This is a genomic window from Exiguobacterium sp. UBA7533, from assembly GCF_002479335.1.
In the GTDB taxonomy this organism is placed as follows: Bacteria; Bacillota; Bacilli; order Exiguobacteriales; family Exiguobacteriaceae; genus Exiguobacterium_A.
Genome location: NZ_DLMP01000003.1, coordinates 21,814 through 46,213 on the forward strand (window position 1 = coordinate 21,814; position 24,400 = coordinate 46,213).

Genomic DNA, 24,400 nt, shown 5'->3' on the forward strand with positions numbered 1-24,400 from the left:
TTTTCAATACGACCCACACCTGAATGAAACCTAAAAAAAGACGACCCCCCGGTCGTCTTTTTCATTAGCGAGAAACTTCTTGTGTCTCTTCTTGTTCATATAACGTCACGTTGCGCGCTGGTGCGAACGTCGAGATTGCGTGTTTGTAGATCAATTGCTGTTTGCCTTCCGACTCCAAAATGACCGTGAAGTTATCAAATGACTTGATCAGCCCCCGTAATTGATACCCGCTGATTAAGAAAACCGTCGTTGGGACTGCATCTTTCCGTAATTGATTTAAAAAGACGTCCTGAATGTTGTATGTCGCTTTCATGATTCCCCGTGCCCCCTCTTTTTATCTGTTTCTGTCTTCGGGCAACTCTTATTTAACCGCTTTCAGAAACTCTACAGTTCTATCATAGATAATTTTGAACGTTTCTTCAAATGAAAACTTTCCCATATCTACCCAAACGCCATCAAATTGATGACGGAACCATGTCAATTGACGTTTGGCGAAGCGTCGTGTGTTCCGTTTTAGCATGTCAACAGCAGGAGCGAGTGGTGCTCCGTCAAGAACAGGTAACATCTCTTTATAACCAATCGCTTGCAACGCCTTCGTCTGTCGATACCCGGCAGCGTCCAGACGCGCCACTTCCTCTAGAAGGCCACTGTCGACCATCATGTCTACCCGCTGATCAATCCGGTCATACAAACGATCCCGGTCTTTCATGTGTAAAACGAACAACAAACTCTCGTAAAGTGCCGGTTGACTGCCAGTCGTTTGTGTCTGACCAGTCCGCGCGACCTCGATCGCCCGAACGACCCGCTGGATGTTATTCGGATGAATCGCTTCTGCGCGCACCGGATCGAGTTCCTTTAACTGATCATGTAGTGCAGTTGCTCCATGTGTCGCCGCATACGCTTCGAGTTCAGCCCGTAAGGCTGGATCTTCTGCCTGCTCAGTAAACTGGTAGTCATATAAAATTGAACGGATGTAAAGCCCTGTTCCGCCGACGATGATCGGCAACTTACCACGGCTCGCGATCTCATCGATCGTTGCTCGGGCAACCGTTTGGAAACGGGCTACACTCATCTCGTCGTCCGGTGTAACGAGATCAAGCAGATGATGCGGCACTCCTTCCATCTCTTCGGTCGTCACTTTTGCCGATCCGATGTCCATCCCTTGATAGACTTGAACCGAATCTCCGGATAAGACCTCTCCGTTTAGTCGTTTTGCGAGTTCAATGCCTGTCTTCGTTTTTCCGACTGCCGTCGGTCCGACGATGACGATAACTGGTTGTTTCTTCATTCTGCTTCACCCATTCTTTATCTTTTTCATTTTTGATTCGAGTGTACCACAGCCATTTACTCGGATTAAAAAAATCCACAAAAAAACCGCCCTCCTTGGACGGTTCCACACTTACTTGTCTTATACGCGACGGATGAAATCGTCATAGATGGCACTAAAGATGCACCATCCACAAATGACGACGCCTGTCAGCATGATGCCCCAATCTGCCATGGTCGTTCCTCCTCTAGTCATCGTTATTCTCTCTTTTGACGGTTTGAATGGTTTGTAAACCCTTTCGAGCAGGTTTGACACCAATTCTTGGAATCAGTATGATAAAAGTACGATTGGTACGTAGCGCGGAGGCTGACCTGCATCGGCTTCCTATTAGAGGCACTGCCTCTCGATTCCATGTCTTGTGCTGGCACGAGGCGACATAGGAAGATTTCCTTCTTCCACAGAACAGGTCCGGCATCATGCCCGGGCCTGTTCTGTGTGCTAGTAGATTATTTCGAAAGGAGCTGGTTCTCGTGCGCATTCAAATCATTGGTGGGTCTGGTACTGGAAAAAGTACACTAGGTGCATTCATCGGACAATCGGAACGGATTGCGTGGATCGATACCGACCATTATCTCTGGAAAGATACGAAGTTCACTGAAAAACGTGACGTCTCCGAGCGATTTTCCATGTATGAAGCAGATATACTGTCTTACCGTGATTACGTCGTCTCCGGTTCCGTCTTCGCCTGGCACCCGGATGGTTTCACCAATCGGGACTTGCTCGTCTTCCTGTCGCTCGACGAATCGCTCCGGATGGAACGGCTCATCGCACGCGAAGCAGCACGTTATCCTGACTTTTCAGGATCAAATGAGTTCCTCGACTGGTGCCGGACGTATCATACGGCGACGGACCCGAAGATGATCGGCACGTTCGCGGAACACCAACTGCAAATGGAACGGTCGGTTTCTCCCGTTCTAAGTTTAGACGCTTCAATACCAACACAGCTTCAGTATCAAAAAATAATGGAAACATACGACAAATTGCCTTACAAATAATGACAAACGGGTCCCCCTCTTCAGGTGGACCCGTTTTTCTTAATACATATCTTTTTGCGTGAAGTTCCAGAAGGCAACGATTAGTGCCGCGACCGTCCAACAACCGAGGACAGCAAGCGAGAACGGAAGTGTCATCCCTTCGATCGGTGGCGCTTGACCATCGAGGTAGTTAATCAGTCCAAAGTTGACGTTGACGAGATACTTCGAACTCGTCCAGCTTGAACCGAGCGTCGTCAGTAACGTACCGGAAATCAAAACTGCCATCATGATCCCGATGCCTGTCGCCGTATTCTTGACGAGAACGGAAACCATCAAGGCAATCGTCCCGACGACCGCCGTGACGATCCAGGCTAGACCGACCGCCATCAACAGATACTCCCACATCGGTAACGTATGCACGAATTCAGTCGAGAACGTTCCGCTCGGTGAAGCTTGGAATCCGGTCAAGATCGGTGCGGTCCAGCCGTCATAACCGAGGACGATTCCGGATATCGCATAACAGACGACGACGGTCAATGCCATCAGCATCGATGTATAAAGTAACACCGTCAACCATTTCGCCATGAGGATCTTCCAACGCCGGACCGGTCGCGACAGCAATGTCTTGATCGTTCCGTCATTTTGTTCCCCGCTGACGATGTCCGCCATGATGACGATGATGAACAGCGGTAAAATCAGCGTCAATCCTTGCGAAAAGAATATCCGGATGAACGTCGGGGCTCCCGGATAATTCGGATTGATGTCGTTATCGAGATAGTATTGGTTTTGTTTTAGGTCGAATTCAAGGAACTGACGGAACTCATCTTGAATACTGCTAGAAGCAAGACGGTTCTGTGTATCGACGATATCTTGTTGAAGTTCAACCCGCCAATCGAGTGTTCCTTGCTTTTTGATCTGTTCTTGAATGTCTCGATACTGTGCGTACGTAAACATTGAGACGAGGACGATGAGGATGATCGCAACGACAGCAAACCGACGTTTCGAAGCGATTTTCGTAACTTCATTTTGGACGAGACCGATCATGTTCGGATTACGCAATGTGATCGCCTCCCGTTAACGTGATGAACAGATCTTCAAGCGTCTGGACTTTCCGTTCGATCGTCCAAACTTCAACACCTGCTTCAAGCAACTGCTTGTTGAGTGCCGGCGTCTTACTAGCATCCATCAAGGTATGGACCGTATTCGCATCGACGACTTCGGATACTTGGACTAAATCAGAAGCCGATAAAATCTCGTTCGCCTTGAAGGCATCGTCGACACGCCAATCAACACCAGGAGCAAGCGACTCGACCAGCTCCTTGACCGTTCCGACTTGGACGATTTTACCGTAACTCATGATCGCGACACGATCGGCGAGCATCTCGATTTCAGCGAGAATATGACTCGAGACGAGGACCGACAGTCCCGTTTCCTCGACGAGCCGGCGGATGAATTGACGCAAATCCCGAATCCCCATCGGATCGAGACCATTCGTCGGTTCGTCGAGAATCAAGACGCTTGGTCGTCCGAGTAGTGCTTGGGCGATACCGAGACGCTGACGCATCCCGAGCGAGTATGTCCGGACTTGATCGTCGACCCGCGCCGTCAAATCGACGAGATCGATGACTTCCTGAATCCTTGCCTCGTCGACATTCGGTAACATCCGGGCAAAGACTTGTAAATTTTCACGACCTGTCAAATATTTATACAACTCCGGGTTCTCAACGATCGAACCAATCCGCTCCATCGCTTGGACGAACTGTTTGCGGACATCGAAGTCACAGACTGTGATTTTACCGGACGTCGGTTTGATCAGTCCGACGAGCATCCGGATCGTCGTCGTTTTCCCTGCCCCGTTCGGTCCAAGGAATCCGAAGACCTCACCCGGTTGAATTTCAAACGAGATATTATCGATGATCGTTTTTTTTCCGATCACCTTTGTTACACCTTCTAATTTAACTGTTGGTTTCACGTCTCTCACCTCTTATTGTCTATTCTAGCGGAATAATGAATCATTTGACTTGTCAGAACACTTCATTTCCGCACATTCTTTCTACATTTGCTACAATCAGGATAGAACCTAGAAGGAGGAACGTTCATGAAGCGATTACGCTGGCCCCTGTTTTTAACCGTTTCACTCTTACTGACCGCACTGTTTGGTTACGGTTTCGTCAACGCCTATAGTGACGTCGTCAATCCACCGAAGCGTGCCGTCCTCACACCAACAAAGGAAGAACCTGTCAAAAAAGGCGGAACGTACGTCGCGCTTGGTGATTCTTTGACGCGTGGCGTCGGAGCATCGAACGGTAATAGTTATGCTGCTCTTGTCGGACGCGACCTTGTCAAAGCGAACACGGTCGAGCGTTTTCAGAATCTTGCCGTCAGTGGTGCCCGGACGGAAAATTTATTAAAACAACTCAAACAAAAAGAAGTCCTACGCTCAGTCAGTCAAGCGAAAGTCATCTCGGTGACGATCGGCGGAAATGACTTGTTCAATCGTGGCGAAGGTGTCACGAATTTCGATGCAAAGAAAACGGCCGCGACGATTACGACGGCCCAAGACAACTTAAAAAAGACGTTCCGGATTCTGCGCGAACAAAATCCGGATGCTGTCATCTTCTACGTCGGACTTTATAATCCTTTCCGTGCAACGGAAAACGGTGAGGCGTTCGATGCGATCGTGCAAGACTGGAATGCTAAATCCCGGACGCTCGGGATTGAATATGACGTCGAAATCATCGACACATTCAATCTCGTTCGCGACGTCAAACGTGATTTATCAAGCGATCAGTTCCATCCGAACGACTCTACCTATGAAGAGATCGCAAAAGCCGCATTACTTGCTGTCAATAAACGTTTCTAAAACAAAAAGCCGCCTAAATGGCGGCTTTTTGTTCCGATTCATTTCAGGCGTTTGGCCAAGGCGATGAGTCCCCATTGAAGCGGCAAACGTGTCCAGAGCAACCATGATGGAAGGCGCTTCCCATTGACCGGTTTCGGATTGACGGCCATATTGACGTTTGCCGGTAAGACCGCGTACAAAAAGGCCGGAAGCGTCTTACGAACGAGATGTACTCCTTTTCCTGTCAATAGCATGAGACCATAAGCGATCTCGATCACACCCGTTACTTGGACGAAAAAGCGCTTGAACGGAATGAACGACGGCATGATGCTGACAAACCCTTTCTCGTTGCGGAAATGACCAACTCCCGCAAACAATAATCCTGCTCCATAGACTAAACGTAATAGCATGATCTTTCACTCTCTCTTTCCACTTTACGGATTCATTCGAAACAGCTTCAGTGTATCGAACTGATCCGATTATCTCAACTTTTAGAAATTGTCGTCGAATTATGGGGAATGATGAGTCATTTCGGAATGTCTCCCGTAATCAGGTGACAAGTCGCTTCATTTGCTATGATGAAGTCAGAAATCATACAGGAAGGGATGACGACTTATGGCTGGAAAAACAAAAGGACTTTTACCTGGATTGACTGGAGGAATCATCGGTGCCGTTCTGACGGCAACGATCGCGTTTCCGATTTTACTCGATCAAGAACAACAGGTCGCGGACACACCACTCTCAAACGGAATGCCAAAACAAGTCTCGACGACGTCGAATGATCCAGTGACGAATGCAGTCGCCACTGCTCAAAAATCCGTTGTAACGGTGACGAATTATCAAACCGGTAATGCGATGTCGCAAAAAGAAGCAGCTGCCGGCTCGGGATCTGGTGTCATTTATAAAAAAGAGAATGGAAAAGCATACATCATTACGAACCACCACGTCGTCGATGGCGCATCAAAACTTGATGTCACACTTAACAACGGTAAAACACTGCAAGCCAAATTACTCGGTAGTGACGAAACGTATGACTTAGCCGTGTTAGAAGTCGACGCAAACGACGTTCCAGGCGTCATCACACTCGGGAAATCGGCTGACTTAAAAGCCGGACAGACTGTCCTTGCGATTGGTAATCCACTTGGTGAATTCCAAAATTCCGTTACCCGCGGAATCGTCAGTTCGAAAGACCGGACTGTACCGGTCGATACGAATAACGATGGACAAGACGACTTTAATACAACGGTCATCCAGACGGATGCCGCGATCAATCCTGGTAACTCAGGCGGTGCCTTGATCAATGAACAAGGACAACTCGTCGGTATCAACTCGATGAAAATTGCCGAATCGGGTGTTGAAGGTGTCGGTTTCAGTATTCCAATCGATGATGCATTACCAATCCTCAAACAACTTGAGACGAACGGTAAAGTCGAACATCCGACACTCGGTGTTTCCTTACAAGATGTGGCGGCGTTCCCTGCTGGTTATTTAAAAGATCAAGTTAACTTACCAGACAGTCAAAAAACAGGTGTCGTCGTCATGTCAGTCGAACCGAACAGTCCAGCCGCTGCGGCTAAACTGAAAACAGGTGACGTGATCACGAAAATCAACGACTCCGAGATTAAAGGATTCGTCGATATCAAAACGGCACTCATCAAATCAGACGGTCCACTCTCACTGACAATCATCCGTGACGGAAAAACGATGACGGTCGAGACAAAAACAACGACGACCGACCAGCTGTAAACTTCAGCCTGACGTTTCGTCCGCCTTCCTTTTCGGGTATTGTTTTAGAACAATATCGAATTGGGAGGCTTTTCTATGTATGACTTAATCGGCATCGGCATTGGTCCGATGAATTTAGGGTTGAGCGCACTGGCTCATCCGACAGATTTAAAAACGTTATTTTTTGACGAAAGCGAACAATTCTCATGGCATCCCGGCATGATGATTCAGGACTCGATGATGCAGACAAGCTTCATCTCCGATCTCGTCACACTTGCTGATCCGACGAGCGCATTTTCTTACCTTAATTACTTACGATCGATCCAACGTCTCCACACGTTTTACTTCTATGAAAAACTTCTGATTTCAAGACAAGGTTACAATGATTACTTACGCTGGGTGGCGACACAGCTTAATGATTTACGATTTTCAACCCGCGTCGTCGATGTGCAAGATACCGGTGATAGTTTCGAGGTCCTCGTCGAAGATGTCACAACTGGTAAACGGGAAACGTTCGAAGCACGGAACGTCGTCATCGGTACTGGCTCAAAGCCCGCGATTCCAGACACGTTTGACGAGCGTGTCATTCACAATACACAGTATGTCATGAACAAGGCAGAACTATTGCAGCGCAAAAAAATCAGTATCGTCGGCTCCGGTCAAAGTGCTGCCGAGATCTTCCTTGATCTTTTGACGACACCTGCTCCAGAGCGTCCTGAACTCGAATGGATTGCGCGTTCGACACTGTTTGAGACACTCGAGACCGGTAAACTCGGAGAAGAAATTTTTTCACCGAGCTATGTGACGTATTTCAACCAGCTCCCACTCGAAGTAAGACAAGAGTCGGTCAAGAAATTCGCCCGGTCTCAGAACGGCATCAGTCCAGAGACCCTGCAATCGATCTATGCCCACCTCTATGATTTGACGGAAGAAGAACAGCAACAAGTCGCGATTCGCGCGAATCTTGAAGTGAAAAAGATTACCTATGACGAACGGTTCACGATTGCGATGCAACATCAAGAGCTCGAAGATGAACGCTCGTCCAAAACAGATGCTGTCATCGCGGCAACCGGCTTTTCGCCATCCCTTCCAAGCTTCATTGATCGACTCGATATCGTGTTCGAAGCACCCAACGCTTGGAAAGTCGACGCGGACTATCAAATCGTGCGTTCCGTCGAGACGGCGCATCATCTTTACGCAACCGCTAATTTAGAGTTATCACATGGTCCAGCAGCTGATAATCTCGGCATGTCTGTTTCGCGGAATCAGTTGATCTTGAACGCTGTCGCCGGTACGGAACTTTATCCGGTCGAACAACATGCGACGTTTACGACGTTTGATTAAGTCAGATGAGCATACAGTAAAACGGACGAGGTATGGTGCGCGCCATACCTCGTCCGTTTTGTCTATTTCAATGCTTCACGTCACGGTTTTTTCGTTAGTTCTAGTGCAGCCAGTAACAATAACGTAGCTTGCACCCGTGTCACTCCTGATTTAGCCAGTAACAGATGAAAGGCAATCAACCAGTTGACTTCGTCTGAAAAACGATTCCGTGCTCGCTCCCGATCGACGATCCGGGTCACGTAAATCCAATCAACACGTTCCATCGATGGTAATAACGCAAGAAGCGGCATTAAACGATCCCAAATAATGATTTCTCGCCGTTCAAGTAGTTCCCGCCAAGCAACGATTCGTTCTTGTTGCGCTGACGCATCCGGATGCGCTGCTAAGATCTGCGCCGTAATGACACGTTCACTCGTCCGTTCCATATATTGCGCAAGCCACTCTTCAAACGTATCAACGCGTTCTAAAAACGTATCTGGTAGTGGGTGCTGTTCAAGCAAAGTCGATGTCACGACATACTGCTTCGCAGCATTCAGATGTGGTCGTGTCGCATGCAAGCGTTCCATGTAGGGAAACGCATCAATCCCTTGTCGACGGTTCAGTACTTCATTGAGTGCAAAAAATGGTCGGACTCCTTTATCACGAATCAATCGATGTTTAATCTTCTTTTCAGCGACGATGATTTCTTCGATGAGGACATCAGGATCCGTGCTATTCAGTTGAACATGGGCAACGAGCAATGGTGTATAGCGGCTCCGTAACGCTGAAAAGCGAGATGTCTTGCGTTTGATCGTTCGCATCAGACGTTCGTAGACATTCTGCTCAAAGACAGTATCGTGAATCGTGTAGGACAGCGCAAAAAAACGATGGAAATCATGTGACGATTCCTCCCGCAAGACGGGATAGCTCTCATCATAATTCTCACAGAATTGACCGTACATCCTTCCACCTCTCCTTCTTTTCTATGCATCGTTTTCCCTAAAAATGGCTTGCACAATCATATTTTTAAACGCACAAAAAAAGCAACGGAACATGTCCATTGCTTTTACATTCTTTCAAATCGATTCAAACTCGTTGTCTCTCTAACAAACGGGAGAAATAACCACCTTGATCCATCAACTCGTCATGCGAGCCCTCTTCGACGATCCCGTCTTTCGTGACGACGAAAATCTTATCCGCATTCCGGATCGTCGCTAAACGATGCGCAATGACGAGCGTCGTCCGGTTCTCAGACAGCTCGGCAAGAGATTCCTGAATCAGTGCTTCCGTTTCCGTATCAAGGGCAGACGTTGCTTCGTCCAGAATCAGAATCGGTGGATTCTTTAGGAACATCCGTGCGATAGCAAGTCGTTGCTTTTGTCCACCCGATAACTTGAGTCCGCGTTCGCCGATTTGTGTCGCATACCCATCTGGAAGATCCGCGATCATCGGTCCGAGGTGGGCACGTTCCGCCGCTTGCACGATGTCTTCGTGCGTCGCATTCAGATCACCGTAGGCGATGTTTTCAGCGATCGTCCCTGTGAACAAGAAGACATCCTGCTGGACGATACCGATTTGTTGACGTAGTGACTCCTTCGTCATTTGCCGGATATCAATTCCGTCAATTGTGATTGCGCCATCTAGAACATCATAAAAACGTGGAATTAATGAACAGATCGTCGTCTTCCCTGCCCCGGATGTTCCGACGAATGCGACCGTCTGACCAGGTTCGACCGTCAGATTGATGTGTTCTAAGATTAGACGATCCGCTTCATATCCGAATGCGACATCCTTGAAGGTGATGCCACCGTTCAAGCGATCAACGACGAGCGCATCTGGCGCATCAGGTAAGGACGCATCTTCATCAATCATCGAAAGGAATCGCTTAAAGCCCGCCATCCCTTTCGGATACATCTCAAGCAATGCCGTGATCTTATCGATTGGCTTCAATAAGATATTCATGTAGAGAATGAAGCCGACGAGTTCTCCTGCCGTTAAGGCTTCGCGATATGTCAGGTACGCACCGACGACTAAGACGGCAAGTGTCATCAAACGAGTCGTCAAGTAGATGCCGGACAGGCTCTTACTCATGACCTTGTAGGCATTGATCTTCGACTGACGGAACGTTGCGTTGTCTTTTTCAAAACGCTCGATTTCGTAAGCTTCGTTCGTGAACGACTGGACGACACGGACACCGGAAACACTGTCCTCGACGCGTGAATTGACTTCCGCGATGTTACCGTACATCCGGTCCCATGATTTATTCATCCGAACGTTCGCATAACTGATCAACCAGATCAGGAATGGCACAGCAATGATCGTCACGAGGGCAAGCGGCACATTGATCGTCAGCATGATCGAGAATGCACCAAGCAAGGTCATGACGGCAATGAACGCATCTTCCGGACCATGATGGGCTAGTTCCCCGATATCGAACAAGTCATTTGTGATCCGGCTCATGATATGACCCGTCTTTGTATTGTCAAAGAAACGGAACGACTGTTTCTGGACATGACTAAACAACTGACGACGCATATCGGTCTCGATATTAATCCCGAGCTTATGTCCGAAATAGTTGACGACGAATTGCATCAGCGTACTGATAACGTATAACGCTAATAATCCGACGCTGACAAGGATGATCCAGTTCATCTCTCCGTTTGGTAACAAGGAGTCGATGAACCATTTAACTGCGAGTGGAAACGCAAGTTCTAAAACCCCGACGAATAAGGCAGACGTGAAATCGAGCCAGAATAAACGTTTATGTGGGATATAATACTGATAAAAACGGTGTAACATGTGTAGCCTCCTTCCGAGTACTTCTAGTGTACTTGAACTTTTTTGAAAATACTCCTTCTACCTATTCGTTTTTTTGAAAAACGGTATTACAGTTTTCCAGACAAAAATTATATTTTTAATTCAGGGGAATCAGCACTTTTTATGACAAAATGGTAACAACGATTTTTACCTATCTCTTGGAAGGAGCTATGTCACGTGAAAAAGACCGTTCTCGCCCTCACGACGCTCGCTTTGGTCGGTACCACAATTCCGGTTTCAGCCGCGTCAACGACACTGACTTTGACGGATAACGTCAACATTCGCACGGCTGCCTCGACTTCCGCGAAGGTCATCACGACTCTAAAAAAAGGTACGAAGCTGACAGCTGTCAAGAAAGTCAACAGCTGGTATGAAATCCGCTATCAGTCGAAACCAGCTTTCATTACTTCAGCATACGTCAAAGCAACGACGGAAAAGGCTCCGACAACTACGACCTACATAACGAACACCGATGCCGTCAACGTCCGGCAAAAAGCAACGACGAGTTCGAAATCACTCGGAAAACTGGCAAAGAATACTGTCTTGACTGTTCAGAAACAATCAGGTGATTGGTACCAAATCACATATAAGAAACAAACGGCCTATGTCCATGCGACGTTAGTCAGTAAAAAGACATCAAACGTCATGACGGATTCCAAACCACCAGTGACGACTCCCGTCAAACAAGTCGTTAAAGCGGTCGATCGATCGAAAGTCTACACGGTTAATGCGAAGGAAGGCTTGAATGCTCGGACTGCTGCAGCGACGAATGCAAAAATCTACAAGACATTACCGCATCAGACGGTTCTTGATGTCACAGGTGCCGTTGATTCATGGTACCAAGTCAAGCTCGACGGAAAAGAAGCATATGTCGCTTCGACCTATGTCAAAGCTTCAACAAAAGCATCACCACCAACAACGCCGACGACGCCTGGAGTCTCTTTGACGCCGGTTGATGCTTCGAAGACGTATCGCGTCAACGCACCAACTGGATTGAATGTCCGTACGTTACCTTCGACGTCGTCTAAAGTCTTCACACAAGTTGGACACGGTTCGACAGTCAATGTCACGGGTGAAACGACAGGAAAAGATAGCGGCTGGTACCAGATCAAGATTGGAACTGGTCTTTACTATGTCGCGAAGAGTTACATCACGACGGGATCCGTCACGACGACGCCTCCGGTCACTCCAACGACACCACCTGTAACGACCGTTCCTGGTTCAACATTGATGGAACGTGCGATTTCGATTGGGCAACAATATCTTGGAACGCCATATCGCTGGGGCTCAAGCAATCCAGTCAACGGTGGCTTCGACTGCTCTGGTTTCATTAATTACACGTTGAATGCTGCTGGCTATTCTGTCGGACGGACGAACGTCAACGGTTACTGGAACGATGACCGTTATCTTGGGGTAAAGCTTTCGAAACTTCGTCAGCCAACACGCGGCGATATCATCTTCTTCGAAAACACGTATGCCGCTGGTCCAACACATATCGGCATCATGCTGAACAACGACCAGTTCATCCATGCAAATGAACCAGCTCTTGGCATCAGCCGTCTTTCAGAACGTTACTGGACACAAAAACTGTTAGGCTTTAAATCACTTTAAGACATTTTTCATCCATCCTTCGGGGTGGATGTTTTTTTGTCTTAACACCTCTTTTTGGGATATACTGGATATGGAAAGGATGTGTCCGCATGTCTTACAAAACACTTTATGTCCGACTTCTCTTTCTTGCCTTATTGATTTTTGGTGGCTCGATGCTCTTGCATTATATCCAGACGGGAGACGTCTATATCGGACACCTCGTCGTTTCCATCCTTGCATGCGTCTTTTTGCTTTTTAGACTAACTAGATCCTCACACGAACAGGCATGAAGCGCACTTGCTTCATGCCTGTTTTTTCGTCATTGAACATTAACCAATGCTTGTATCTCTCGCTCAAGATCGACTTTGAGCCGTTCACTTTGAAGGTCATCCTTCAATCGTAAAACATCCTCCAGTCGTTCCTGACCAATCCCTCGTTGCATCGCCAGTACGAGCGTCTGAAGCATCATCGCTTGATCAAACCCACTTGCTGCTAGCCACGCATCTTGCATCTCCCATATCTTATCGACGCTCTGCTGCAGCGTCTGATTCGGTAATTCGATGCCATTGACAAGGAGATGGACTTCGAGTTGTCCGATGTAATGTTTCGCGTCATCGATCGCCACAGTGACGAGTTTTTCCCACGCCATTTGCATGCCGTTCGTATCATTTTCGAAAATCGCGATGAGTCCTTTCGTCAAATCAACTTCGATCCGTCCAACGGCAGTCGTTTCACTAAATGCAAAAAACTGTTCCAATCGATCAAACTCTTGCTGTGATTGTTCGATTTCTCCTTCTAGATATAAAAACAGTCCGAGGAAACGTTGAAACGAAACGACATGATAATAGACATCTTGCTCTCGCATGTACTGAACCCCTTCACGCAATAAGGCGATCGCTTCTGCGTAGTGATCATCGAACAGACTCGCACGGAGCGCACGAAGGATTTGAAGCTTTAAATAGGTTTTCGGCGCAAGTGGAATCTCGCGTGGGACGTCCATAATTTCAATCAGCTCATAGGCTTCCTTCGTCCGTTTGAGATTGAATAAGAAGTAAACTTTCGAGATTTGAACGAGCAGCTGCTCATCTTGACGACCGAGCTGTTGAAAAACTCGCTCCGCCTTCTCGAAATATGTTAAACCGAGCTCTGGATCCGTCGTTCGGAAGGCATCACCATATTCCTGAAAGACCTGTCCTTGCCAGTAAGAGTTTGTCTCTGGAACTAAATATGGGCGCAGAATTTCCTGAACTTTTTCGTCCGAATGATACGGGGTATCCCGTGAACGGATTGTTTCGATAAGTTCCCGCATTTGAACATCGCGTGGATCGAGCATTAATTCTTCGACCGTCACCTGTAAACGTCTAGCAATCGCCTGTAAGGCGGGAACAGACGGTGTCGCTTTCCCATTTTCGACCATACTGAGCATTGACTTCGTGATGATGCCGGTCGCAACATCCGTTTGCGTCATTTTTTTCTGTTTTCGGATCTGTTTGATACGTTCCCCTAACACACTGGTCACTCCTTTTATCATAAAAGTTAAATTATATTGAACTTTATCTTTACATTTTTCTTCCACTCCTTTATTCTACACTAAAGTTCAATAAAATTTAACTCTGAAGGTGTGAACATGATGTCATTTAATTTAAAACGTGTCTTATTCGGAAAGTTTTGTTCGTTATTTGCGGCTAGTCTATTCACGTTCGTCGCCGGACTGACCGTCTTACGGGAAACATCGTCTGGTTTTCAGTTTGCGCTCGTCCTGCTTGCAGGATCAGTGCCACGGATTTTGCTCTCACCGATTGCTGGTGTCCTTGCTGATCGCTGGAATCGGAAACGCATCATCGTCACGACCGAGAGTCTAAGTGCACTCGTCTTATTTGGACTCTTGCTCTATTCGCTACAAGCTCCGTTACATACTATTCATTACATCGTCGCTAGTGTGCTCTTGACGAGCCTGTCGACGTTCCTGTCCGTCACCTTATCAAGTTCGTTACCGCGACTCGTACAAGAAGAGGAGTTACAACGCGGGAACGCCCTCTTCTCGACGATTCAATCGACCTCAACGATCACCGCTCCACTCGTTGCGGGATTGCTCATCGCTGCTGTCTCGATCACGCAATTCTTGATCTTACCGTTTCTCCTGTTTGCTTCTGCAGCTTGGTGGAATAGCCGCCTCCGCTTTCTTGCAGTCGATACCTCTTCTTCAGCTATTACCGATACTCCATCCTTTGTCTCGGAGTTTAAAGAAGGCTATCGCTATCTGTTCCGTCAACCGGTATTGACGACACTCGTCCTGATGGCGATCGTCCTGAACTTCTTTTTTGTCGCTTTCGAAATCTTGTTACCGATCGTTTTGCTAGATCGACTGCAATTCACGCCATTTCGGTTTGGATTAGTCGAGTCCGCACTGGGTGCTGGTCTTCTTGTCGCTTCGTTGCTTCTTGCCTTACCTCGCTTTACCGTGAAACGTCCGTTACGGACGATATTCGAGTCGCTCTTTTTGATCGCCTCTTGTTATGCGCTTCCTGCACTTGCTTTACTCGGCTACGTTCCCTCTGCTCTACTACTACCCTTTTTCATGATTCTATTGTTCATCGACGGCATGCTCGTCTTACGGATGAACATTCCGCTACAACTCATCGTGCAAAAACAGACTGATCCAGCTTACCTCGGGCGTGTCATCGGTGTCCTTGAATCGGTCGCCATGGCGATGATGCCGATTGGTACCCTATTATTTGGTTTACTCAGTGATCATGTGTCTATCATCGTGCTACTTGCAGTCGGTACAGTCGGCTTGTTCGGTGCAGCGTTATTCGGATTCTTCCGATTGCGTAAAGACATCGTATCCGAACGCATTCCAGTAGTAGACGCAAAAAACACGTCCTCCCTCACTTCGTGAGAAAGGACGTGCGTATAAATCAGACTGTCGCTTTGACAGCGTCCATGATTAATTTTAATGATTGTTGTTTTGCTTCCTTGTCAGCAATCATCGAAGCGATCATTACTTCGTCTGTGCCATAAGAATCGGCAAGCTCTTGTAATTGTTTTGCAACGGATTCCGGGTTACCGACGATCATCCGTTTCCGATTTTCAGCAATCCGGAACTGATCTTGGAACGTATACGGATACGCTGCTGCTTCTTCCGGTGTCGGCGTTCCTGTTGACGAGACCCCTTTTTCCAGTAAGAGCAGAGATAAATCAAGGCTTGACGCCAAACGTTCTGCTTCTTCCGTCGTTTCGGCACATGTCACGAAGATCGAAACGAGTGTTTGTGGTGTCTCATTAAACGACGTCGCCATGAAATTATGACGATAGTAATCCATTACTTCCTGACCACCCTGTCCATTGATGAAGTGGGCAAATGCAAATCCGAATCCGCGTTGTGCGGCGTTCAAGGCACTACCACCACTTGATCCGAGCAACCAGCCTTCTGGTGTCGTATCGACTTCTGGTGTGGCGACGAGTCCCGCGAACCGGTGTCCGGCAGGTGCCCCGTCTTTCAGGTAGTCGACGAGATCATCAAGTTGCTCACCATAATCAGCTCCACCAAACCGTGGCGACGAACCTTCTTGTAACGCACGCGTCGCAAGCGGCATACCGCCCGGTGCCCGACCGAGACCGAGATCAATCCGGTTCGGAGCAAGTCCTTCGAGGACACGGAAGTTCTCCGCAACTTTGTAGGCACTGTAATGTGGCAACATAACACCGCCTGAACCAAGGCGAATCTGTTTTGTCACGGCTGCCATATACGCGATCAAGACTTCCGGACTCGAACCGGCTAGTGTTTTTGCGAAGTGGTGCTCGGATACCCACAGGCGATGATAACCGAGTTCGTCCGCGATTTTCGCGAGCTCGACCGTTTCGTGTAAGGCATCAGATGGGGATTGTCCTTTAGAGACCGGGGATTGGTCTAAAATACTAAGTTTCATATATGTCTCTCCTTTTTCTTTCGAATGCGTACTTACACTGTACGCCTCCTCGTTGTACCGTGCAACGAAACTGCTTCTTTCTGTCATGGGGACGTTTTTATTTTAAAATTCAGGGAACAATCCTTACGTGAGCATAAAAATCTAACGAATGAGGTGGAGCTACATGTCAACGCATACTACGAATCAAGAAGCAGTCGAAACGGTCAAGAAACTGATCGATAAAATCGAGACAGCGATGCTGACGACGATTTCAGCAGAAGGACTCGTATCGCGTCCGATGCAGACACAGGATATCGAATTTGATGGCGACCTCTGGTTCCTCACTTCAAAAGAAACGGACAAGTATCAAGAATTACTTAAGAATCCGAGTGTTAACGTCGCGTACGTCGACAAATCATACGTCTCGATTCGTGGGACAGCAGAACTCGTCGAAGACATCGAACGAAAAAAAGAGCTCTGGAGCCCACGTTACGAAGCATATCTTGGAACGACATACGAAGATCCGAAAGTCGTCTTGATCAAGGTCAACACGGAAGCTGCTGAGTACTGGGAAACAGGAAACACGACAAAGTCCGTCAAACAAGTCTTGAAGAAAGTCGTCGGCAAAGACGATGAGAACGAAATCAATAAAACAGTCGACTTATCTTGACGAGTTAAACCCGCGCAGCTTGCGTGGGTTTTTTCATGTGAAGATAGTCGTTTGAAGATAGTCGTTTTTCTCAAAATGATGTAACATAATAAAATGAACTAATACGTAACTTAACTAAAAGGAGTACAATCATGGGAGAATTTTTTACGTTATTACGCCGGGGTAACCGGTCTGCGTTGACGGCAGGCATCGTCAACTCTATCATCGCCATCATCAAGGCAATTGCCTACGTCCTGACGGGAAATGTCGCGATGTTCGCCGAAATGATGCATACGCTCGGGGATGCTGCCAATCAATTTTTCGTCTTCATCGGTTCTGCCCTCAGTAAAAAAGCACCAACGAAACGGTTCCCGAATGGCTTTGGTCGTCTCGTCAATCTCGTCTTGTTAGGCGCAATCCTCTTTGTCGGCATCATGGCCTACGAAACGATTCATGAAGGGATTGCCCACATCATCGAACCGACAGAATCGACAGGCTTCTGGATCACGTTATCCGTTTTATTCGCAGGGGTCGTCTTAGAAAGTGGTGTGTTCTTTAAAGCAATGCAGGAAATCGCGCATGATGCGAAATTGGACTCAAAAGGACCACGCCTCATCCTCGACAGCTTCCGGTCACTGAAGCAAGCAAAACCAGCGACACGCCTTGTGTTCCTTGAAGACTTAGTCGCAACGGCTGGCGGAATCGTCGCGATGATCGCCGTCATCATCTCACATGTGACACCGTTTCATCAGGCAGAAGGAATTGCTTCTATCCTGATCGGGCTGATGATGTTTTACGTCGTCGGAAACGTCTTCCTGCAAAACGCAGCTGGTGCACTTGGTGAAGCCGATGAGACGATGGCAGCACGTCTCGGCGGACTGATCATGAAAGACCCAGACGTCAAAGACATTAGTAAACTGGAAGTTATTAAAGAAGGCGATCATTTCCACGTCGAAGTTGAAATCGAAGTTGATCCGACGTTGACGATCGCTCAAGCAGACGACATCAAGGACCGCCTTGAACTGCAGATCCGTTTGCAACAAGGCATCATCGATGTGACGATCGGCTTTGACGAAGACGATAAGATTCAACAGTATGTCGTCGCTTCTGACGAGTCATGACACCGTTCACGCAAGATGTCCTGACCATCATCCGTTCAATCCCTGCTGGTCGGGTCATGACGTACGGGCAAGTCGCTCGACTCGCCGGTCATCCGCGTAGCGCACGACAAGTGGCGCGGATTCTTCACAGCATGAGTACGACGGAACGTCTACCGTGGCACCGCGTCCTTGCTGCTGGCGGAAAACTATCGCTCGAAGGCGATGAACAACGGCTGGCACTTGAAGCAGAAGGTGTCGAGTTCCTTACAATCCGTCAACTCGATTTATCGCGTTATCAAGTAAGAAGTGAATAGATGAAAAATAAAGGGATGACCGGTGTATGTACCAGTCATCCCTCTTTTTGTTATTTTGAATCAAGCTTTTGACGTACTCGAAGCCGCAGCAATTTGTCGACGTACTTCTGCTTCAAGCTGTGGTTCCGGTGGTTGCCAGCCTTCTGGTTTCATGACCTTTTGGTCAGATTCTCGGAAGATTGGTTTTCCGTCCGGTCCAAGCTTCGCCATATTGGCACGTTGAACGATCTCGAACAATGGAGCCGGATCAAGCCCGATCTCAACAAAGCTTCCCATGATGAAGTAGAGCGCGTCCGTCAAGGCATCCCCTTGTCCAACGAGTCGTTCGACATCTGTTTCGGGTTGTTTCATCTGGAGCGATTTTTCGACCGCTGTATCAAGCCCTGACTTGAAATGTTCGATCGCCTCGAGGAACTCTGCTTCACTTGTCGCCGTTTGATGCAAGAACTCAACGACCGCTTCTTCCGCCGTCCAGGTCGAGCGTTTAATCCCACGATCGACCGTCATAGGTGTTGGCGTCGTTGCGCCAGGGTGTGAAAACACACGGTGGAATTCCTTTACGTCTTGATAATAATTTGTCATAACCGATCATCCCCTTTTACCGAATGTCTCCATTCTAACAGGTTCAGAACCGGAGTTCGACTCATTGATGAACGACGTCGAGTAAAGCCATCCCACGCGTGATCAATTCATCTCGCTGTGCGGACGTCGCTTTTAAGCGCTCGAGATCTGCAATCAGACGTGGTTGATCGACTTCATCCGCTAACTCAAGTAATTCGAGGCGGAGTAACCAAGCGTCCGGTAACTGGACGAGTGTCTGGTCGATCAGTTGCGGCAACCGTTCCCGACCAGCACGTCCTTCGCGAATCTCACGAACGACTTCGAAGATCGGATCAGCCGCTGTCAACGGACGTTCGATTCGTTCGAACTCGACCGTTTCCGGAATCGGCTTCAGTGCTTCAACTTCCGTTCCCGGGAATGCTGACGTGATGTCACCGACGATCAATTCCATCCGGTCCATCGTCATCGTTTTCCCGTCGTTCGAGAGCGTTGCTTCTTCTAAGACGACGAGTGCCCGGTGACCATTGACGTTTTGAATTGCTGTGATGTCGCCTGTGACGTGAACATTTCCTTCCGCCCAGTCGAGACGTTCACCGACTTTGACTTGCATCAATACTTCGTTCAATTCCTTGCCGTGAAGGAGTGTAAAGCCTTCCGGATGATCTGCAAGTCCTTGACCTGTCAACACTTCATCGTTTGCAGCCAACGCTGTCGGTCCAGTCAGTTTGACGATATGCAGCGAATCGTGAATTTCTTGCGTTTCAGGAACACCGACGAGTGAGAGACCGCTGTCGAAAACGAGCGTCGACAGGTTGCCTGATTCAACGGCTTTCGTCAGTCCGTGGATGCCACCGCGAATGTAGGACATCGATTGAGCGAATTCTTCAAGTGCGTCGCGGAGTTGTTCAAACGATTCACAGACGAAGAGTTCTTTTTGCATGCTCGTCACGTCATGTTTCGTCGCAAGTGCTTTTTCAAGCGAGAATGGATGTTTAACGACCGCGTCCGTCAAACAATGGCGACTTTCACCGACTGATGATAGAAGACCTGCCCCGTAGATTTGTGGGTTGTCGATATCACCGATCAAACCGAATTCAACCGTCCACCAGAACAGACGTGAGATTTCGTTCGCTTCCGAAATCCCTTTGACGTGTGTCCGTGTCTCTGCAAGCTCAATTTCAGCTTGTTCGATATCGGCTGACGTCGAGAATGGACTCTCTTTGACGATCGTCAATTTCTTTAGTGCCTTGAATACGTCATGCTCGGCTTTATGATTAAAGGCATGTGCCCCGATCTCACCGAAGCGACGAACGAATTCCGCGTAGACCGGATTCATCAAGATCGGTGCATGCCCCGCTGCTTCGTGCAGAATATCCGGTGCTGGTGTATAGAGAATGTTATCGACCTTCCGGATGTCGGTCGCAATCGGTAATAAACCATGTCCTTGGAAATCGAAGAAAGCGACGCCAGGAATGAGACCATCGACCGCGACTGTTCTCCAGCCTCCACGGCTTAGGTTCGCTGTCATCTCACGTACATCTGGAATCCGTTCCGGGCTGATGCCCGATGCAGCAAGCCCTTCGAGGTATGCTGGATGTGCTGTATCTTGTAACGTATTTAAATTCAGTCGCATGACGTATCTCCAAACGGCATGATCTGTTGGCGTGTAGTCTTCGTAGTGCTGTGGTGCGACATGTGGACGTAAGTGACTTGGAATGATTGGTGTAGACATATGAGTTCCCCCTTGAATGAATGTAAGATAACAAAAAAGCCCCTGCCGAACGTATCGTTCGACAGGGGCGACGAAAGCCGCGGTACCACCCTGATTACCCAGTCATCAACTGAGTCACTCATGATTGGGATAACGGTTTGCTCCGCTCGCTTATGCAAGAAGCTCAGAAACTGTAATTCAACACCATCTGTGTACACGTTCGCAGCGCCACGTGCTCTCTGAAACAGGGAGATGGTCTTTACTTCGGTTTCATCATCGCTTAATCTTTCGTTCTGTTATGCTGTTATACTGTTATGCTTTTAGCAAGTAAAGTATCGTTAAGGAGGACTATACGCTTACTTTTTACTTTCGTCAATGGCTTTTTTACGTTTAAATCGATTAAATGTTTTATCACGGACTGATTTTTGTTCGATCGTCAATGATGTGATATGGCGACGAAGCCCACCATTGAGCCGTTTTTCAAAGGATTCGAGTTCTTGTATCCACTCGTTCATCGAGACGACGATCGGTAAAATTTCCATGATGACTTCTTCCTCGAGTTCATCACGGTCGAGAAAAGAGTGCTTGACGAAGGCAATGTTTTCTTTGACGAGATCCTCCATCGCGAGCGGTTCTTCCGTCAACAGGAGATCGTATGTCAGCAAGACTTTCTCTTGTCGCTGGGCGATGTGCATCAAGTGATAGAACAGTTCACTTCGAAGATCGTCTGCAATCGAATCAAGTGCCTTCTCTCGTTCTCTAAAGCGCTCTGCCGTCGCGACACCACGTTCGAGGCACGATTGCATATGTTTGAGGATCAGCAGGTTTCGTAGAAGCGAGGCATGCTTCTGACGCGTTCCTCGAATTTCTTCCTTGTGTAGGTTGAACAGGTTTTGTGTCTCAAGGAGCGAACGTCCCATCTTATCGATTGCTGCCCGATATGGGGTGACCTTGCCTTCAAAGGCAATTGCTCGCGTGACGACGAGTAGTTTCTCAAAGAGTTTCGTCGCTTTCTGGTAATAGACATTGCCGTAACGTGGCGGGAAAATCAACGCATTGATGCCGAGTGCACAACCGATCCCGAGCATGACGAGCAAGTAGCGGATCAAAACGACTTGCCAAAGTGGTTCGGTCGCAGTCGCGACACTTTCGAGAATGACGATGATCATCAATACGACGTGTGGAATCGTCCGCCCGAAACCAAAAGCTAGCAAAATCGAAATTGCTGCCATGATGACAATCCCGATCGCAAGCGGATTCGCCGGATTATCGCCTAAAATCCAAAGTGCGAGTAACGTCAAAAAGGCACCAATCAAGTTGGCCTCTGCTTCTTCGAGAAATTGTTTCCATGTCTGATAGACCGAAGGCAGGAGTGTCGTCGCTGCCGAGATCGCAGGCAGGATTGGGCTGAGGTTGAACAGGTTACTGATCAACAGCGCCAAGATGACCGCAAGACCTGTCTTAATGGTCCGTGGTCCGATTTGTAAGGATTGTCCACCCATGTCCATCCCTCCTTCTTATTCAGTATGCCCTCTATTCTTCACCGTTAGCCGTCAAAATTCAACAAAAAATCCCCTCCGCTTAAAAACGGAGAGGAGATTTAGGTGAATTATGATGCTTTCGTACCTGTTCCTTCTGTCATTTCCGCTTTCGCGACCGATTGGTCAACAAGCGGTTTTTTGAGGAAGGATAGGATTGCCGCACCGACGAGTGAACCGATGAGGATCGCACCCGCGTAACCGACGATTGCCATGACCGTACCTGATGGACCATCAAGTAACGGGAAGACGAAGATACCGCCGTGTGGTGCAGGGAGCAAGACGCCGAAGACGATCGTCAACGCACCAGCGATCGCTGAACCGATGACGCTTGACGGAATGACGCGCAGTGGATCGGCTGCAGCGAATGGAATCGCACCTTCAGTGACGAACGATGCGCCCATTGCGTAAGCAGCGATACCTGCTTCACGTTCTTGCGGCGTGAATTTCTTACGTGCGAACAATGTGGATGAGAAGGCAACGATGAGTGGTGGAACCATACCACCTGCCATGACAGCTGCCATGACTTCCGTGTTACCTGCTGTAAGAGCAGCTGTACCGAAAACGTATGCTGTTTTGTTGATTGGACCACCCATGTCGATTGCCATCATCGCTGCGACGAGCATACCGAGGAGGATTGCGTTTCCACCACTGAGTCCGTTCAATGAATCTGTGAGCCATGTCATGAACTTCGCAATCGGCTCATTGATGACGAGCAACATGATCATTCCTGTGATGAATGAACCAAACAGAGGATAGAGCAAGACTGGTTTGATTCCTTCAAGTGCTGCTGGAAGACCTTTGAATACTTTAACAAGCAAGAGTACGACGTACCCGGCAAGGAAACCGGCAATCAATCCGCCGAGGAAACCAGCGTTACCGTTGCTTGCAAGGAAACCAGCGATTAGACCAGGAGCAAGACCTGGTTTATCAGCGATCGACATCGCGATAAATCCAGCGAGGATCGGAATCAAGAGACCGAACGCGGCTTTCCCGATCGTCATCAATTGCGCAGCGAATTCATTGTACGATGGATCTTTTGGGTTCGCAGAGTTGATACCCCAGAAGAAGCTGATTGCGATCAAGAGACCACCTGCAACGACGAGTGGTAACATCGCGGATACCCCACTCATCAAATGTTTGTAGAATCCGCCACGAGCTGGTTTTGAGCTTTCGCTTGAACCGCTTGCTTTGTAGACAGGTGCATCCTGTTTGACGGCACGGTTGATCAATTCTTGTGGTTTCCGAATTCCTTGTGCAACTGGTACTTCAACGACGTGTTTACCGTTAAAACGATCCATCTCAACTGCTTTATCCGCTGCGACGATGATGGCTGTCGCATCGTTGATATCTTGTTGTGTCAAACCGTTCTTGACGCCTGTCGATCCGTTCGTCTCGACTTTGATACGGACACCCATCTCTTCCGCTTTTTGACGAAGGGCATCAGCTGCCATATACGTGTGTGCGATTCCTGTCGGACAAGCTGTGACGGCAAGGATATATGGTGCGTCTTGATCGACGTTGTCGCTTGAGACGTCAACTGGACCTTCTTCTTCGCGTTCCTTCGCTTCGATTGCTGCGATGACTTCGTCTTTCGTTTTAGCCGCAAGGATCGTATCGCGGAAGTTCATATCCATTAAATAAACGGATAGTTTCGAGAGTGTTTCAAGGTGTGCATTATCTGCGTTCTCACCCGCTGCAATCATGAAGAACAACCGACTTGGTTGACCGTCGAGTGCTTCGTAGTCAACGCCTGCCGAACGCCCGAAAGCGATTGCTGGTGTTTTGACCGCTGCTGTTTTTGCGTGTGGGATGGCAATACCTTCTCCTAAACCTGTCGTACTTTGCGCTTCCCGTGCGAGAATTGCTTCTTTATATGCCGAGCGATCGTTTAGTTTTCCTGCCCGATCGAGGACGTTGACGAGTTCATCGATGACAGCGGCTTTAGATGACGCTTGTAAATCAAGTTGAATCGTATCACGTGTCAAGAGATCAGTAATTTTCATGAGTAGTCACACTCC

The 24,400-nt window shown here is 48.2% G+C and carries 23 protein-coding genes and 1 other annotated feature; of the genes, 10 read left to right on the forward strand and 13 right to left on the reverse strand.

Annotation, left to right across the window (positions count from 1 at the left end; translation table 11 throughout):
- Nucleotides 1-64: 64 nt before the first annotated feature.
- Nucleotides 65-313 carry an RNA chaperone Hfq gene (gene hfq, locus B2U10_RS05660; RefSeq protein ID WP_023467753.1) on the reverse strand — a complete coding sequence of 83 codons (249 nt, stop codon included), beginning with the start codon at nucleotides 311-313 and terminating at the stop codon, nucleotides 65-67.
- A gap of 48 nt (nucleotides 314-361) precedes the next feature.
- The gene (gene miaA, locus B2U10_RS05665; RefSeq protein WP_056060520.1) at nucleotides 362-1,288 is read right to left on the reverse strand and encodes a tRNA (adenosine(37)-N6)-dimethylallyltransferase MiaA; all 927 of its coding nucleotides are present in this window, start codon (nucleotides 1,286-1,288) and stop codon (nucleotides 362-364) included.
- Nucleotides 1,289-1,797: 509 nt separating this feature from the next.
- Here miaA and B2U10_RS05670 point away from each other — a divergent pair.
- Complete coding sequence (locus B2U10_RS05670; RefSeq protein ID WP_290786262.1) at nucleotides 1,798-2,322, forward strand: hypothetical protein; 525 nt, start codon at nucleotides 1,798-1,800, stop codon at nucleotides 2,320-2,322.
- 39 nt (nucleotides 2,323-2,361) lie between these two features.
- On the opposite strand, the gene B2U10_RS05675 is transcribed toward B2U10_RS05670, so the two are convergent.
- Both B2U10_RS05675 and B2U10_RS05680 read right to left on the reverse strand, forming a co-directional pair.
- Nucleotides 2,362-3,360 carry an ABC transporter permease gene (locus B2U10_RS05675; RefSeq protein ID WP_290786265.1) on the reverse strand — a complete coding sequence of 333 codons (999 nt, stop codon included), beginning with the start codon at nucleotides 3,358-3,360 and terminating at the stop codon, nucleotides 2,362-2,364.
- Nucleotides 3,353-4,273, reverse strand: coding sequence for an ABC transporter ATP-binding protein (locus tag B2U10_RS05680; RefSeq protein ID WP_023467748.1), 921 nt, complete (start codon nucleotides 4,271-4,273; stop codon nucleotides 3,353-3,355). Before B2U10_RS05680 ends, B2U10_RS05675 begins: the two co-directional genes overlap by 8 nt.
- 126 nt (nucleotides 4,274-4,399) lie before the next feature.
- On the opposite strand from B2U10_RS05680, the gene B2U10_RS05685 reads away from it, so the two are divergent.
- Nucleotides 4,400-5,164: an SGNH/GDSL hydrolase family protein gene (locus B2U10_RS05685; RefSeq protein WP_056060514.1), complete on the forward strand. Its 765-nt coding sequence runs from the start codon at nucleotides 4,400-4,402 to the stop codon at nucleotides 5,162-5,164.
- A 38-nt stretch (nucleotides 5,165-5,202) separates the two neighbouring features.
- Here B2U10_RS05685 and B2U10_RS05690 read toward each other — a convergent pair whose 3' ends face one another.
- Nucleotides 5,203-5,553, reverse strand: a complete 351-nt coding sequence (locus B2U10_RS05690) for a DoxX family protein (RefSeq protein WP_035408747.1) — start codon at nucleotides 5,551-5,553, stop codon at nucleotides 5,203-5,205.
- A gap of 205 nt (nucleotides 5,554-5,758) precedes the next feature.
- Here B2U10_RS05690 and B2U10_RS05695 point away from each other — a divergent pair, with 205 nt between their 5' ends.
- Nucleotides 5,759-6,889: a S1C family serine protease gene (locus B2U10_RS05695; protein ID WP_035408750.1), complete on the forward strand. Its 1,131-nt coding sequence runs from the start codon at nucleotides 5,759-5,761 to the stop codon at nucleotides 6,887-6,889.
- 75 nt (nucleotides 6,890-6,964) lie between these two features.
- Complete coding sequence (locus B2U10_RS05700; RefSeq protein ID WP_056060509.1) at nucleotides 6,965-8,212, forward strand: lysine N(6)-hydroxylase/L-ornithine N(5)-oxygenase family protein; 1,248 nt, start codon at nucleotides 6,965-6,967, stop codon at nucleotides 8,210-8,212.
- A gap of 80 nt (nucleotides 8,213-8,292) precedes the next feature.
- Here B2U10_RS05700 and B2U10_RS05705 read toward each other — a convergent pair whose 3' ends face one another.
- Nucleotides 8,293-9,153 (reverse strand): DUF4003 family protein, encoded by an 861-nt coding sequence (locus tag B2U10_RS05705; protein ID WP_290786270.1) that lies wholly within the window; start codon nucleotides 9,151-9,153, stop codon nucleotides 8,293-8,295.
- A 124-nt stretch (nucleotides 9,154-9,277) separates the two neighbouring features.
- On the reverse strand, nucleotides 9,278-10,990 hold the full coding sequence (locus tag B2U10_RS05710) for an ABC transporter ATP-binding protein (RefSeq protein WP_290786273.1): 1,713 nt from the start codon (nucleotides 10,988-10,990) through the stop codon (nucleotides 9,278-9,280).
- A gap of 195 nt (nucleotides 10,991-11,185) precedes the next feature.
- Here B2U10_RS05710 and B2U10_RS05715 point away from each other — a divergent pair, with 195 nt between their 5' ends.
- Nucleotides 11,186-12,619 carry a C40 family peptidase gene (locus B2U10_RS05715; protein ID WP_035408760.1) on the forward strand — a complete coding sequence of 478 codons (1,434 nt, stop codon included), beginning with the start codon at nucleotides 11,186-11,188 and terminating at the stop codon, nucleotides 12,617-12,619.
- Between the two features lie 89 nt (nucleotides 12,620-12,708).
- A complete protein-coding gene (locus tag B2U10_RS05720; RefSeq protein WP_290786278.1) occupies nucleotides 12,709-12,888 on the forward strand; it encodes a hypothetical protein in 180 nt (59 codons plus the stop codon).
- A gap of 29 nt (nucleotides 12,889-12,917) precedes the next feature.
- Here B2U10_RS05720 and B2U10_RS05725 read toward each other — a convergent pair whose 3' ends face one another.
- The gene (locus B2U10_RS05725; protein WP_290786281.1) at nucleotides 12,918-14,108 is read right to left on the reverse strand and encodes a helix-turn-helix domain-containing protein; all 1,191 of its coding nucleotides are present in this window, start codon (nucleotides 14,106-14,108) and stop codon (nucleotides 12,918-12,920) included.
- A gap of 117 nt (nucleotides 14,109-14,225) precedes the next feature.
- Between B2U10_RS05725 and B2U10_RS05730 the strand changes: the two genes are divergently transcribed.
- A complete protein-coding gene (locus B2U10_RS05730) occupies nucleotides 14,226-15,497 on the forward strand; it encodes an MFS transporter (RefSeq protein ID WP_290786284.1) in 1,272 nt (423 codons plus the stop codon).
- Between the two features lie 19 nt (nucleotides 15,498-15,516).
- Here B2U10_RS05730 and B2U10_RS05735 read toward each other — a convergent pair whose 3' ends face one another.
- A complete protein-coding gene (locus B2U10_RS05735; protein ID WP_023467737.1) occupies nucleotides 15,517-16,527 on the reverse strand; it encodes an LLM class flavin-dependent oxidoreductase in 1,011 nt (336 codons plus the stop codon).
- Nucleotides 16,528-16,690: 163 nt separating this feature from the next.
- Between B2U10_RS05735 and B2U10_RS05740 the strand changes: the two genes are divergently transcribed.
- From B2U10_RS05740 to B2U10_RS05750, 3 genes are all read left to right on the forward strand, one after another.
- Complete coding sequence (locus B2U10_RS05740) at nucleotides 16,691-17,176, forward strand: pyridoxamine 5'-phosphate oxidase family protein (RefSeq protein ID WP_023467736.1); 486 nt, start codon at nucleotides 16,691-16,693, stop codon at nucleotides 17,174-17,176.
- Nucleotides 17,177-17,307: 131 nt separating this feature from the next.
- A complete protein-coding gene (locus B2U10_RS05745; protein ID WP_035408776.1) occupies nucleotides 17,308-18,276 on the forward strand; it encodes a cation diffusion facilitator family transporter in 969 nt (322 codons plus the stop codon).
- Nucleotides 18,273-18,569, forward strand: a complete 297-nt coding sequence (locus B2U10_RS05750; RefSeq protein WP_035408778.1) for an MGMT family protein — start codon at nucleotides 18,273-18,275, stop codon at nucleotides 18,567-18,569. The genes B2U10_RS05745 and B2U10_RS05750 overlap by 4 nt, the downstream gene beginning before the upstream one ends.
- A gap of 60 nt (nucleotides 18,570-18,629) precedes the next feature.
- Here the strand turns inward: B2U10_RS05750 and B2U10_RS05755 are convergent, their stop codons facing one another.
- The 4 genes from B2U10_RS05755 to B2U10_RS05770 form a co-directional block, all read right to left on the reverse strand.
- Nucleotides 18,630-19,151 (reverse strand): hypothetical protein, encoded by a 522-nt coding sequence (locus B2U10_RS05755; RefSeq protein ID WP_290749224.1) that lies wholly within the window; start codon nucleotides 19,149-19,151, stop codon nucleotides 18,630-18,632.
- A 61-nt stretch (nucleotides 19,152-19,212) separates the two neighbouring features.
- Nucleotides 19,213-20,862 (reverse strand): aromatic amino acid hydroxylase, encoded by a 1,650-nt coding sequence (locus B2U10_RS05760; RefSeq protein ID WP_290786288.1) that lies wholly within the window; start codon nucleotides 20,860-20,862, stop codon nucleotides 19,213-19,215.
- A gap of 60 nt (nucleotides 20,863-20,922) precedes the next feature.
- Nucleotides 20,923-21,127: a binding site (T-box leader), on the reverse strand.
- 70 nt (nucleotides 21,128-21,197) lie between these two features.
- Nucleotides 21,198-22,343, reverse strand: coding sequence for an FUSC family protein (locus B2U10_RS05765; protein ID WP_035408788.1), 1,146 nt, complete (start codon nucleotides 22,341-22,343; stop codon nucleotides 21,198-21,200).
- A 107-nt stretch (nucleotides 22,344-22,450) separates the two neighbouring features.
- On the reverse strand, nucleotides 22,451-24,385 hold the full coding sequence (locus tag B2U10_RS05770; RefSeq protein ID WP_035408791.1) for a PTS fructose transporter subunit IIABC: 1,935 nt from the start codon (nucleotides 24,383-24,385) through the stop codon (nucleotides 22,451-22,453).
- Nucleotides 24,386-24,400 lie beyond the last annotated feature (15 nt).

Bases quoted from the DNA above. Each gene is read 5' to 3' on its own strand.
- B2U10_RS05730 (WP_290786284.1), top strand. From the start codon at position 14,226: ATGATGTCATTTAATTTAAAACGTGTCTTATTCGGAAAGTTTTGTTCG.
- B2U10_RS05765 (WP_035408788.1), bottom strand. From the start codon at position 22,343: ATGGGTGGACAATCCTTACAAATCGGACCACGGACCATTAAGACAGGT.
- B2U10_RS05755 (WP_290749224.1), bottom strand. From the start codon at position 19,151: ATGACAAATTATTATCAAGACGTAAAGGAATTCCACCGTGTGTTTTCA.
- B2U10_RS05750 (WP_035408778.1), top strand. From the start codon at position 18,273: ATGACACCGTTCACGCAAGATGTCCTGACCATCATCCGTTCAATCCCT.
- B2U10_RS05710 (WP_290786273.1), bottom strand. From the start codon at position 10,990: ATGTTACACCGTTTTTATCAGTATTATATCCCACATAAACGTTTATTC.
- miaA (WP_056060520.1), bottom strand. From the start codon at position 1,288: ATGAAGAAACAACCAGTTATCGTCATCGTCGGACCGACGGCAGTCGGA.
- B2U10_RS05700 (WP_056060509.1), top strand. From the start codon at position 6,965: ATGTATGACTTAATCGGCATCGGCATTGGTCCGATGAATTTAGGGTTG.
- B2U10_RS05705 (WP_290786270.1), bottom strand. From the start codon at position 9,153: ATGTACGGTCAATTCTGTGAGAATTATGATGAGAGCTATCCCGTCTTG.
- B2U10_RS05690 (WP_035408747.1), bottom strand. From the start codon at position 5,553: ATGCTATTACGTTTAGTCTATGGAGCAGGATTATTGTTTGCGGGAGTT.
- B2U10_RS05695 (WP_035408750.1), top strand. From the start codon at position 5,759: ATGGCTGGAAAAACAAAAGGACTTTTACCTGGATTGACTGGAGGAATC.
- B2U10_RS05720 (WP_290786278.1), top strand. From the start codon at position 12,709: ATGTCTTACAAAACACTTTATGTCCGACTTCTCTTTCTTGCCTTATTG.
- B2U10_RS05685 (WP_056060514.1), top strand. From the start codon at position 4,400: ATGAAGCGATTACGCTGGCCCCTGTTTTTAACCGTTTCACTCTTACTG.
- B2U10_RS05760 (WP_290786288.1), bottom strand. From the start codon at position 20,862: ATGTCTACACCAATCATTCCAAGTCACTTACGTCCACATGTCGCACCA.
- B2U10_RS05735 (WP_023467737.1), bottom strand. From the start codon at position 16,527: ATGAAACTTAGTATTTTAGACCAATCCCCGGTCTCTAAAGGACAATCC.
- B2U10_RS05745 (WP_035408776.1), top strand. From the start codon at position 17,308: ATGGGAGAATTTTTTACGTTATTACGCCGGGGTAACCGGTCTGCGTTG.
- B2U10_RS05770 (WP_035408791.1), bottom strand. From the start codon at position 24,385: ATGAAAATTACTGATCTCTTGACACGTGATACGATTCAACTTGATTTA.
- B2U10_RS05740 (WP_023467736.1), top strand. From the start codon at position 16,691: ATGTCAACGCATACTACGAATCAAGAAGCAGTCGAAACGGTCAAGAAA.
- hfq (WP_023467753.1), bottom strand. From the start codon at position 313: ATGAAAGCGACATACAACATTCAGGACGTCTTTTTAAATCAATTACGG.